The organism is Nocardiopsis sp. CNR-923 (assembly GCF_001942255.1).
GTDB lineage: Bacteria > Actinomycetota > Actinomycetes > Streptosporangiales > Streptosporangiaceae > Nocardiopsis.
Genome location: NZ_MKKC01000134.1, coordinates 1 through 11639 on the forward strand (window position 1 = coordinate 1; position 11639 = coordinate 11639).

Annotated in this window: 12 protein-coding genes; 10 read left to right on the forward strand and 2 right to left on the reverse strand. The window is 69.1% G+C overall.

What is annotated here, in order from left to right:
* The 8 genes from BJF83_RS23645 to BJF83_RS31350 form a co-directional block, all read left to right on the forward strand.
* Positions 1-1262 (forward strand): Mu transposase C-terminal domain-containing protein (locus tag BJF83_RS23645; RefSeq protein WP_075928056.1); only part of this gene is annotated, 1262 nt, incomplete at its 5' end.
* Positions 1259-2167 (forward strand): TniB family NTP-binding protein, encoded by a 909-nt coding sequence (locus BJF83_RS23650; RefSeq protein WP_075928063.1) that lies wholly within the window; start codon positions 1259-1261, stop codon positions 2165-2167. The genes BJF83_RS23645 and BJF83_RS23650, both read left to right, overlap by 4 nt.
* Before the next feature lie 13 nt (positions 2168-2180).
* Positions 2181-3368 (forward strand): TniQ family protein, encoded by a 1188-nt coding sequence (locus BJF83_RS23655; protein ID WP_143832057.1) that lies wholly within the window; start codon positions 2181-2183, stop codon positions 3366-3368.
* 155 nt (positions 3369-3523) lie between these two features.
* A complete protein-coding gene (locus BJF83_RS23660; RefSeq protein WP_075928064.1) occupies positions 3524-4153 on the forward strand; it encodes a recombinase family protein in 630 nt (209 codons plus the stop codon).
* Positions 4150-5424, forward strand: a complete 1275-nt coding sequence (locus tag BJF83_RS27695) for a serine/threonine protein kinase (RefSeq protein ID WP_158070442.1) — start codon at positions 4150-4152, stop codon at positions 5422-5424. Before BJF83_RS23660 ends, BJF83_RS27695 begins: the two co-directional genes overlap by 4 nt.
* A gap of 319 nt (positions 5425-5743) precedes the next feature.
* Positions 5744-6343 carry a recombinase family protein gene (locus tag BJF83_RS23675; RefSeq protein WP_262391815.1) on the forward strand — a complete coding sequence of 200 codons (600 nt, stop codon included), beginning with the start codon at positions 5744-5746 and terminating at the stop codon, positions 6341-6343.
* A 54-nt stretch (positions 6344-6397) separates the two neighbouring features.
* Positions 6398-6826, forward strand: coding sequence for a hypothetical protein (locus BJF83_RS23680; protein ID WP_075928057.1), 429 nt, complete (start codon positions 6398-6400; stop codon positions 6824-6826).
* 1786 nt (positions 6827-8612) lie between these two features.
* Entirely contained in the window at positions 8613-9122 is a 510-nt protein-coding gene (locus BJF83_RS31350) for a tetratricopeptide repeat protein (protein ID WP_158070443.1), read from the forward strand.
* Between the two features lie 149 nt (positions 9123-9271).
* Here the strand turns inward: BJF83_RS31350 and BJF83_RS23695 are convergent, their stop codons facing one another.
* On the reverse strand, positions 9272-9682 hold the full coding sequence (locus BJF83_RS23695; RefSeq protein ID WP_075928060.1) for a hypothetical protein: 411 nt from the start codon (positions 9680-9682) through the stop codon (positions 9272-9274).
* Positions 9679-10086 carry an ATP-binding protein gene (locus BJF83_RS23700; RefSeq protein WP_083678681.1) on the reverse strand — a complete coding sequence of 136 codons (408 nt, stop codon included), beginning with the start codon at positions 10084-10086 and terminating at the stop codon, positions 9679-9681. The genes BJF83_RS23695 and BJF83_RS23700 overlap by 4 nt, the downstream gene beginning before the upstream one ends.
* Positions 10087-10745: 659 nt before the next feature.
* On the opposite strand from BJF83_RS23700, the gene BJF83_RS23705 reads away from it, so the two are divergent.
* Together BJF83_RS23705 and BJF83_RS23710 are read left to right on the forward strand one after the other, a co-directional pair.
* Positions 10746-11444, forward strand: coding sequence for a DUF5753 domain-containing protein (locus BJF83_RS23705; protein ID WP_262391818.1), 699 nt, complete (start codon positions 10746-10748; stop codon positions 11442-11444).
* Between the two features lie 12 nt (positions 11445-11456).
* The gene (locus tag BJF83_RS23710) at positions 11457-11627 is read left to right on the forward strand and encodes a DUF397 domain-containing protein (RefSeq protein ID WP_075928062.1); all 171 of its coding nucleotides are present in this window, start codon (positions 11457-11459) and stop codon (positions 11625-11627) included.
* The last annotated feature ends 12 nt before the right edge of the window (positions 11628-11639 follow it).

The window sequence follows — 11639 nt, forward strand, 5'->3', positions numbered from 1 at the left end:
CCTCCCGGGGGACGGTGCTGCGCCGGATCGCACGACTGGATCCGGTCTCGGCCACCACCGCGCGACAGGGAAGCGAGGCGGCCCGCCCGCTGCGGTCGGCCGGGGGCGTGCCGCCCGCGGTCACCGAGTTGCTGGAGCAGGTGCAGATCGACCACACGCCGGTGGATGTGATCGTGGTCGACGAACAGCACCGGTTACCGATCGGCCGACCGCATTTGACGGCGGCGATCGACATGGCCAGCCGGTGCGTGGTGGGCCTGGTGGTGACCTTGGAAGCGCCGTCGGCGACCTCGGTCGGGCTGTGCCTGGCGCACACGGCGACCGACAAGCGGCCCTGGCTGGAGCGGCTCGGGGTGGAGGCGGAGTGGCCGATGAGCGGCAAGCCGTGCGAGCTGTACGTGGACAACGCCGCGGAGTTCAAGAGCGAGGCCCTGCGCCGCGGCTGCGACCAGCACGGCATCAAGCTGGGCTACCGGCCGCCCGGCAGGCCGCACTTCGGCGGGATCGTCGAGCGGCTGATCGGCACGACGATGCAGATGGTGCACGAGCTGCCGGGCACCACCTTCTCCAACACCGTGGAGCGCGGTGCCTATGACAGCGACGGCACGGCCGTGCTGACGCTGGCGGAGCTGCAACGCTGGCTGGCGTTGGCGGTCGCCTCCTACCACGGCCAAGTGCACGAGACGCTGGGCCGCACCCCAGCCGGGGTCTGGGCGGACAAGGCCGCAGCGGCCCCGCCGGTGACGGTGACCAGCCAGACGGCGTTCCTGGTGGACTTCCTGCCGGTGATCCGCCGGACCCTGTCGCGGTCGGGGTTCGTCATCGACCACGTGCAGTACTACAGCGACGCGCTGAAACCCTGGATCGCCCGCCGCGAGAGGCTGGGCCGGTTCGTCCTGCGCCGCGACCCGCGCGACATCAGCCGGATCTGGGCCCTGGCCCCCGACGGCTTCACCTACGTGGAGGTCGGCTACCGGACGCTGTCACGGCCGCCGATCACCGCCTGGGAGCAGAAAGCCGCCATCGCGCGGCTGCGCGACCTCGGACGGGCCGAGGTGGATGAGAACGCGCTGTTCGCCATGGTGGAACAGATGCGCGAGATCACCGATGCCGCGTCGGCGTCCACCCGCAAGGCCCGCCGCGACCGCCAGCGCCGCACCGAGGTACCGCCCCGGCCGCAGCCGACGAATCCGGCGGTACCGCCCTCTGCCCCGGCAGGCGAAGCCGCGGCCAGACCGTTCGAGGTGATCGAGCAGTGGTGAACTCCGACGAGCCGGTGGACCTGGCGCACCTTCACCCGGCCGCCCAGCAGATCGCGCGGCTGCCGGACGCCGAGAGGCTGCGGTACGTGCGGGCGGACCGGTGGATCGGCTACCCCCGCGCCAACGAGGCCTTGGAGCGGTTGGAGACGCTGCTGGCCTGGCCGTCCAAGCAGCGGATGCCGAACCTGTTGCTGATCGGGCCGACCAACAATGGCAAGTCGATGATCGTGGAGAAGTTCCGCCGCTCCCACCCGCCGGTGTCCCACCCCGACCGCGAAGAGTTCCCGGTCCTGGTGGTACAGATGCCCTCCGAGCCGTCGGTGGGCCGGTTCTACACCGCGCTGCTGGCCGCGCTCGGTGCGCCGCTGCGGGCACGCTACCGGGTGGCGGAGCTAGAGCAGTTGGTGCTGCGGCTGCTGCGCTCGGCCGGGGTGCGGATGCTGGTGATCGACGAGCTGCACAACGTGCTCGGCGGCCGGGGCGACACCCGCCGGGAGTTCTTGAACCTGCTGCGCTACCTGGGCAACGAACTGCGCATCCCGCTGATCGCTGTCGGCACCCGGGACGCCTACCTGGCCATCCGCTCCGACGACCAGTTGGAGAACCGGTTCGCCCCGCTCCCCCTGCCCCGCTGGGAGGCCGACGCCGACGCCCGCTCGCTGCTGGCCAGCTTCGCCGCATCGTTCCCGCTGCATAGGCCCTCACCAATCGCGTCCGCCGAGATGGCCGCTTACCTGTTCACCCGCAGCGAAGGCACGATCGGCGAGCTGACCCACCTGCTCACCGACGCAGCCGTGGCCGCGATCGAGTCCGGCGAGGAGGCCATCAACCAGCGCACCCTGGGGTTGGCGCCGTACGCCGGGCCGAGCGAGCGGCGCCGACAGTTCGAGCGCGAGCTCACATGAGCTCACTGCGGCGCTGGCCGCTGCACCCCGCCCCGGCCCACTGGAGTCGTTGTCGTCCTGGCTGGAACAGCTCGCCGAGCTCTACGAGATGCCGGTGCGGGACCTGCTGACCCGAAACCTCGGCCTGGTCGACCTGTGGGTCCCCGACGACCTGGATTACGATCCGCCCCAGGCGATGCTCGCCGCGCTGGCCGAGCGCACCGGCGTGGATCTGGCCCAGCTGAAGGCGATGACGTGGGTCGGCTGGCAGCCGTGGCTCTTCGACATGCTTCCCGTACCAGCACAGGCCGCCCAGACGGTGTTCGACACCTATGTCCGGGACAACTCCGCACTCCTGGCCCCCGATGAGGCCGGAGCCAACAACGTCGCGCCCCGAGGGAAGCGCTGGCGGGGGCCGTGGTTCCCGTACTGGCCGCCGCACCGGGCCTGCCCGCTCTGCGCCACCGACTCCGAGCGCGGCCGTGCCCTGGTGTGGCGGCTGCCGCTGATGACCGGCTGCGTCGAGCACGGGTGCCGACTGGAGGACGCCACCGAGGTCACGCTGTCGGTCACCCTCGGACGCCAAGGTCCGGGCCCGGTCCCGTCGGAGGGACCGTTGGCCACCGTGGACCGCTACACCTACGAAGCGCTCACCACCGGCCGGGTCGCGCTGCCGGGCCGCAGCGTGCACGCCGGGGTGTGGTTCCGGCTGCTGCGCGGCCTGCTGGACGAGGTCAGCCTCGCCCTGACTACCCGCAGCGCCCACGGCCGGGCCACGCTGGAGCGGATCTGGCAGGCCACCGGCCGCGCCGAACGCGCCGGGCTGAACACCTGGCGGCCCTACGAGCATCTGAAGCCGGAGATCCAAGAGGCGATGCTGCACGCGGCGGGAACCGCGCTGCACCTGGCCGCCGACGGAGTTATCGTCCCCCGGGGCAGACTCGCCTCCGCGCTGCGGCCCCCGCCGCACCGGCACGTCTACGACGGCGACCAGCCCTCCCCCCACCGCAACGCCTGGCAGGAGGCCGTCACCCAACTGGAAGCGGCGCTTCGCCTGGCGCGCACCGACCGCGGCTTCGCCCGCCAGCTCCTGCACTTCCTCACCCGCGGCTGCCGCACCCTTGACCGGTTCGAGGTAGAGCGCGTCTTCCTGTCCGGCGCCGGGGTCCCCGCCGAGTTCCTGCCCAGTGCCCGGGAACTCGGCCGCGAGGACCTGACGTGAGGAGCGTTCCACATCCTGGAAGTGGAACGGATCGGATGGCGCGGGGCCCGGCGTGCGCATCCTGGGCGGATCACCCCGCCGATCGTTCCGAAAGTCGTTCCACAAGAAGTGTTCCGAAAGGCCCGTACGGAATCGACTTGCGGTACGGTTCGGCCATGGGAACCCACGACCGCCCCGCCACCGGGGTCGACCTCGGCTACGCCCGGGTCTCCACCACCAAGCAGCATCTGGAGCGCCAGCTCGCCGCCCTGGCCCAAGCGGGCATCGGCGACGACCGAATCTACGTGGACAAGAAGAGCGGCGCCACCGTCGAACGCCCCGGCCTGGCCGACCTGCTCGCCTACGCCCGCCCCGGCGACACCGTCATCGTGCACACCCTCGACAGGCTCGGCCGCAACATGCGCGAAGTCCTCAACCTCGTCCACGACCTAGGCGAGAAGGACATCGGGGTGCGCTCGCTGGCCGACCCCCTGCCGATCAACACCGCCGACGAGGGCATGGGCCACATCGCCTTCCTCCTACTGGCCCTGTTCGCCGAGATGGAACGCACCTTCACCGCCGAACGGGCCGCCCACGCGCGCAGTGTGGCCGAGGCGGCCGGGCGCCGGATCGGCCGCCCCGTCGCCCACCCCACTGACAAGATCGAGTACGCCAGGCTGCTGAAACAACAGGGCACCAGCCTCGGGCAGATCTCCGCGAAAACCGGAATCCCGAAGACCTCCCTTCATCGCTACCTCGCGGAGGCAGGGTCCGCCGTCATGCCAACAGGGGAGGCGCAGCAGTGAGAGACCAACTTCTCGGGGGCCGCTACCGGCTGGTGCGAGAGCTCGGCGAGGGCAGCATGGGGCAGGTATGGGAGGCACAGGACGAGACGCTGGAGCGTTCCGTCGCCGTCAAGCTGATCTCCCAGCTCGCCGGTGGCGGAAGCCACGGTGATGAGGCGCGCGCCAGGTTCCTGCGCGAGGCACAGATCACCGCCCGACTACAGCACCCCAACGTCGTGACCATCCACGACCTCGGCGAGACCGGCACGGGAAATGACCGTGTCCCCTTCCTGGTGATGGAGATGGTCCGCGGCGAGGGCCTGGACGTGGTGTTGAAGCGAGGCTCCGTCGCTCTGCAGGACGTGGCCCGGTGGGGTCTACAGATTTGTGAGGGGCTCGCTGATGCGCATAAAGACGGGATCGTGCACCGGGACATCAAGCCGTCCAACGTCTTCGTCACCCCCTCCGGCGGCGTGAAGGTCCTCGATTTCGGCATTGCGAAGGCAACCGATCCCATCGCGACCCGGGTCACCAGAACGGGCTTCATCGTGGGCACACCCGCTTACATGGCCCCTGAACAGGCACGAGGCTACCCAGAACCCAGCAGCGACTTGTACGCCCTGGGTTGCCTTCTCTTCGAGCTGATCACGGGCCGGCCGCCGTTCCAGGCCCCCGATGCCATGGGCTACCTCACCGCGCACTTCACCCAGCAGCCGCCCGCGCCCAGCTCGGTGGCCGAGGGTGTCCCGCCCGACTGGGACGATCTCGTGCTGACCTTGCTCGACAAGGACCCCGCCCGGCGGTACTCGGATGCCGCTGCTCTCTCGCAGGCGCTGCGGCAACTCGACAGCGGCCCGTTGGGTCCGTTCCACATCTGGACGTTCGCCAACAGGAGCCTGGACGTTTGGGGCGTCAGCACCGAGGACAATACGAGGATCGTCCAGCACAGTTGCCACGGCGGGCCGAACCAGCAGTTCACCTTCCACCCAACAGGTGACGGGTTGTACGAGATCAGGACGTTCGCCGGCAAGTGTCTGGACGTCCAGGGCGCCAGTACCGAGGACTGCGCGCCGATCATTCAGTACAGCCGCCACGGCGGGCCGAACCAGCGGTTCTCCCTCCACCCGGTCGGCCAGGGGCTGTTCGAGATCAGGACGTTCGCCGGCAAGCGGCTGGACGTCCATGAGATCCGCACCGATGACCATGCGCCGATCATTCAGTACACCCGCCACGGCGGGCCGAACCAGCTTTTCCGCCTTGTGCTGGTTGGCTCGGAGAACCTGCCCGGGTAGCAGTGTTGGGGTGGGCAGCATGGAGAACGCGGCCCACCCGCGCTGCTACACCCCGTCTTCGGCGAGGTGTGAGGGCCTGGTGTACCTACTCACCGGCCATGCGTGCAGCGGACTCCGGTCATCCGTGCAGACGGCTTCGGAAAGCGACAGCCCTCGAGGGCGCTGAACCGGGCCCGGGAGTGTCGGTAAAACGTGTTGGAAACCCGCGGTGTCCACCAAACCACGGCATGGGGTTTTTCGTACACTTCACGCATGGACACCACGCCCGCCCTCTCCCACCCGGACGATCCGCTCGCCCCCTTCCCGGCCAGGTGGGGCGTTGGTCGGCTACGCCCGCGTCTCCACCCCCGACCAGAAACTCGACCGCCAAAGCGCCGCCCTCCAGTCGGCCGGGTGTGTGCGGGTGTTCGCCGACACCGCCTCCGGCCGCGACGCCCACCGCCCCGAACTCACCGCCTGCCTGGACTTCCTACGCCCCGGAGACACGGTGGTCGTGGTCTCCCTGGACCGGCTCGCCCGCTCGTTGGCCGACCTGATCACCCTGGTCAGCGACCTGAACCACGCCGGCGTGGGTTTGCGTTCGCTGCACGAGGCGCTGGACACCACCACCCCCGGCGGCCGGCTCGTGTTCCACGTCTTCGCCGCCCTGGCCGAGTTCATCCGCGAACTCATCGTGGAGAGCACCAAGGAGGGCCTGGCCGCGGCCCGCGCCGCGGGCACGCGTTTGGGCCGGCCGCCGGCGTTGACCCCCGAGCAGGTGCGTCACGCCCGGAACCTGCTGGCCCGCCCGGAGAACTCGGTGGCCTCAATCGCCCGCCTGCTCGGCGTCTCCAGGTCGACGCTGTACAAGCACGTGCCCGAACTCGGCGGCGGCCGACGCGCCCTCACCGGGGGAACAGGCGGGGACACCGAGGGGTGACCGGTTCCGGCGAACCACCTACCCCCACCGAGGCGGGCGGTGGACAATGCGCTCATGCGATGGCTATGGACATGGATCCTGGGATCGGTGACGGTCGTGCTCGGGGCGGCCTGGGCCCTGCCTCACCTGTTTCCCGGTCTGGATCTGGGGTTGGGCGAGGTCAGCCAGCTGGCCGGGATCGCCACCCTGGCGGTGGCGGTGGCCACCGGGGCCGTGACGGTGTGGGCGGTGCTCCACCCACCCAACCCCCACACCCCGAAGGCCCCGGCGGGTGGGGGCGCGGGCAACACGATCACCGGTGACCCCTCCGGGACGACCGTGCAGGCCGACACGGTCGAGGGTGGGGTCGGCAACACCACCCACCACCACGGGGGCGGTGACCACATCGACTTCTCCGGCGGCACCTTCCACGACAAGGTCGTCGGAAAGCACGAGGAGCACCACCACCGTCCCGACGGATCGGACGGCACGGGCCGCCGATGACCGACCCCACCCCCCGCGACCATGTCGACTTCTCCGGTGGTGCCTTCCACGGGCCCACCACCGGCAAGCACGAGGAACACCACCACTACCCGGGCCGGGTGGCCCCGTCGGCGTTGTTCGCGGTGCCGGCCCCACCGGATGGGTTCACCGGACGGGCCGAGCAGCTCCAGGAGGTGCTGGACCGCCTCACCCCCACCCCTACGGGTACGGGCGCGGTCGGGGATCGACCACCGCGGGGGTCGGGTGCGGTGGTGGTGTCCGCCTTGGCGGGGATGGGCGGGATCGGTAAGACCGCCCTGGCGTTGCAGGCCGCCGCGGTGGCGGCCGAGCGGGGGTGGTTCTGCGCCCATCTGTTCGTGGACCTGCACAGCTACACCCCCCACACCTCACCCATAGACGCCACTACGGCGTTGGACGGCCTGTTGCGGCAGGCGGGGGTGGATCCCGACGACATCCCCACCGGTTTGGAGGGGCGGGCGGCGTTCTACCGGGCGGCGCTGCACACCCTCACCCAGGCCGACGAACGGAACCGTCCGGTGTTGGTGGTGGCCGACAACGCCCACACCCACGCCCAGGTCGAACCACTCCTGCCGGGCGCGGGCGGGCACCGACTGCTGGTCACCTCCCGCGAACGGTTGACCGTCCACGGTCACCAACCCCTGACCCTGGACACCCTGGCCCTGGGTGAGGCGGTCGCGCTGATCCGAGCCCGGCTGGGCCCGACCGACCCCCGCAGTGGGGACGGGGACGGGTTGGCCGCGTTGGCCGGGCGGTGCGGGTATCTGCCGTTGGCGCTGAAGATCGCCGCCGCCCTGCTGGCCCGCACCCCCACCCTCAAACCGGGCATCCTGGCAGACCGGTTGGCCGAGGTCTCCCGGTTCGACGATGGGCGTGATGACCTGGCCGCGGTCTTCGACTCGTCCTTGACCCACCTGCCCTCCAAGCACGTGCGGGCCTTCGCCCTGCTGGGGGCCAATCCCGGCCCCGACATCTCCACCCCCGCGGCGGCCGCCCTCACCGACCTCGAACCCGAGGCGGTGGAGGCGGTGTTGGAGGACCTGGCCGCCGCCCACCTGCTCACCGCCCACCCTCAGAGGCGGTGGGGGATGCACGACCTGCTCGCCGACCACGCCCGCACCCACCCCACCCCCGGTGACGCTCCCTCCGACGGGCAGACCGACCCCCGAAACCGGGCGCTGGCACGGCTGCTGGACTTCTACACCGTCACTGCGGCCGACGCTGACGCCCACCTACGCGCGTTGGCAGGCGACACACCACCCGAGACCTTTCCCGGGCGCGAGGAGGCGTTGGCCTGGTTGCAGGCCGAGCACGACAACCTCATCACCGCAGTGCAGGCCGCACACACCCACGGCCACACCCACGCCGCGGTCAGCCTGCCCACCCACCTGGCCTTGTACCTGCACCGTCAGAAACGGTTCAGCGACGCGATCACTGTGCACACCCAGGCCCGCGACACCCATCAACGAATGAACAACACGCGTGGCGAAGCTCGGTCGTGGAACAGCATCGGCGTGGCCCTGCGCCAGGTGGGCGAGTTCAACGAAGCCTCAACGCCCACCACCGTGCTCGCACCCTCCACCACCAAGCGGGCGACGCCCAGGGGCAAGCACGAGCGTGGGACGACCTCGGCCTGGTCCTGCAGGACATGCGGCGCTTGGAGGAAGCAATCGACGCTCACACCCACGCACGCACTACCTACCAACAAGCGGGCGACGCCCACGGACAAGCACGAGCGTGGATCAATCTCGGCCTGGTCCTGCAGGACATGCGGCGCTTGGAGGAAGCAATCGACGCTCACACCCGCGCCCGCACCCTCCTTGACCAAGCAGGCGACGCCCCGGGCAAAGCGTGGGCGTGGAACAACCTGGGCGTGGCCCTGCGCCGGGTGGGTCGGTTCGACGAGGCCATCAACGCCCACCAACGGGCCCGCGCCCTCCACCAGCAGGCGGGAGAGATCCACGGCCTGGCGATGGCGTGGAACAATCTCGGCCTGGCCTTAGCCGAGGCGCGGCGTTTTGAGGAGGCGATCGACGCCCACACCCACGCACGCACTACCTACCAGCAAGCAGGAGACATCCACGGACAGGCCAGGGCGTGGAACAACCTCGGCCGCGCTCTGGCCCAGGCGGGGCATACGGAGCGGGCCCGGGAAGCACTCAAGCTGGCCGTACAGAGCTTGCGCGACAGCGGCGACGAGCACAGGCTCGCTCTCGCCGAGCAGGAACTGACCGAGCTCCGACAAGGCCGCCGGTGGTGGCGACTCGGGCGACGCTGACCGCCGGGAACCAAGGAACGATAGGTTGTTCCGGCGATGTCAGCCCGCTCGGCGCGGTGGCACCTGACACCGACGGTGAGGCTATCCCGGTCGGTGGCCGAGGGCAGAGCGGCGGGGCGTACCCTATTCTTGTCGGCCAGGACACGGTGTCACGAAGCCAGGACCTGCCAAGCCAGAACGGCGGCGAACGCCAAGAGCCCGATCGCCGCAGCCGTGTCCACCCCGCGATGAAAACGCGGGCCGGTAAAGCGCCCCAACACGGACGCGGCCAGGGACAGCAGCGCGAACCAGGTGAAGGTCCCCACGCCCACACCGGCCAGCATGGTCCACGGGGTGATGGAACCCATGTCGGGTACGGCCGAAGACAGAGCAGCGAAGACCGCCGCCCAGGTGCGTTGGGCGTACCGGCGGGCGTCGATCGACCACGTGTCCCAGGCCGGGTGGGGGACGTACCCGGCCTGGACGAGGGTGGCCTGCATCCACCCCATCGCCTGCTCAGCCAACCGGGTGGAGGTAGGCAGCGTGGTGTGCCAGAGCACCAGCGAGGCGGGGGCGGTCACCGGGCCACCTCCGCCCACACTCCGGTCCCGAACCGGAGCGCACCCCAGCCGATGGCGAACGCTTCCACCAGAGCCAGGCCGCGTCCCGTCTCCGCCGTCGACAAAGCGGTGCGGCGTGTCGGAGTGCGCTGACCGCGTGGGCCGCCGTCGCGGACGACCACCCGCACCCGGTCAGGGCACAGGTACAGGCGGATGGTGAAGCGGCCGTCGGTCTGGCCGCTGAGGGAGTGCTTGATGGCGTTCGTCGTCAGTTCGGACACGATCAGCGCCAGGTCGTCGGTGTCGTCGATCCCCCACTCTTCGGCGGTCTCGATTGCCCAGGCGCGGGATTCGGAGATCGAGGTGGGTGTGCCGGGGAATCGGTGGTAGGCGTGGCGGTCGCTGCCGGTGTCGACGGCGATCACTGCTGGCCCCCCTGGTCTGGTGGGTGATGGCCAGCAGGGCGTCCAGGCCGTTGTGGGTCAGGGCGGATGTGTCTGTGGGGGGCTGGGGGAGCGGGGGCACGTGGCCGGTGGGAATGCCCCGACGGAGCCGGTACCGCTCGACGCGTGCGCGAGTGCCGGGTTGAGGGGTGGGTTGTCCGGGTTTGGTGGCCTGTTCTGGGGTGGGTTGCTAGGCTTCATTCGTCTCACCTCGGTCTGCTCGGGGTGGGGCTCACGCCCTGAGGCCGTCGCTACCGGCCCGGGGCGTTTTTCGTTGTGGGGACGCCCTGCCGGGTGTCCTGGTCAGGGCGGCTGTGCCGCTGAGGTCCCTCGAAGCCAGTCCACCCTCGGCTTTCTCGGTGGCACTCCCCGACCCAAGGGCGCGGGCCGGGGCGGATAATCAGGATTCTGAATTCCTGGTTTCCTGGATCCACCCTGCCTGAACAGGAGATATTTCCTCTACATGTAGTCGGATTCTGAATCAGAAGTTTGCCAAGGCGTATCCATGTGGAGCCTTATGTGGTTTCCTGTAGCCATGCCAAGTCGCACCTCATTGCCTGAGAGCGCAGCTATCACTCAGTTTGGAAACGAACTTCGGCGTCTGAGAAATTTGTCCGATATGTCACAAAAAAGACCTCGGTGTGGCAACTGGGACATCAAAACAGCAGGTCGGTGCCGTCGAACGAGGCAACCGGAGGCCATCGAAGAAGTTCGCCGAACTAGCGGACAAGGCTCTGGACGCTCACGGTGGGCTACTGAACCTGTGGCCTGGAGCGAAGCAGACCCAGCCCTGGTGGCTGGAGAAGTTCGTGGAACTCGAAGCGAAAGCGCAGATCATCAACGAATTCCAGGCTCAAGCGATCCCTGGCTTGCTCCAGACGGAAGGCTACGCGAGGGCGGTCATGAGCGCTGCCTTTCCCCCACCCGTTCCTCACGACATCGACGAGATGTTGAACGCGCGGCTGGAGCGGCAGCAGATCCTCGACCGGGACCGCCCTCCTCTCACGCTCTTCGTCGTGGATGAGGGGGTTCTGCGTCGCCCTGCGAGTGGAAAGTCAGTGATGAGGGAGCAGTACAAGCACCTCATGGCCAAGGCCGAACTACCGTATGTCCAGCTCCAGGTCCTTCCATTCGATCGTGGCGTTCACGCAGCCATGGACGGATCGCTCGTGCTACTGACCATGACGCATACGGAGTCTCTTGTGTACGCGGAGACGCCAGGTTCAGGGCAGGTCATCTCGGACTCCCAGATCGTGGCAGACTGCCATCAGCGGTTCGGGGCTCTACGTAGCCTGGCGCTCTCACCGGCTGAGAGTCTCGACTTCATCGCATCGCTGTAAGGAGAAAAGAACGTGAAGGACTGGCACAAGTCCAGCTACAGCGGCAACCAAGGCCACTGCGTGGAGGTTGCTGAAGGTGTCACTACTGCAATGCGTGACACCCAGAACCGGGACCTGGGGCACCTCGACATGCCCGCTGGCGAGTGGGCAGCGCTGTTGACTTCGGTGCGCACCACCCGCTGACATCGCTGAACG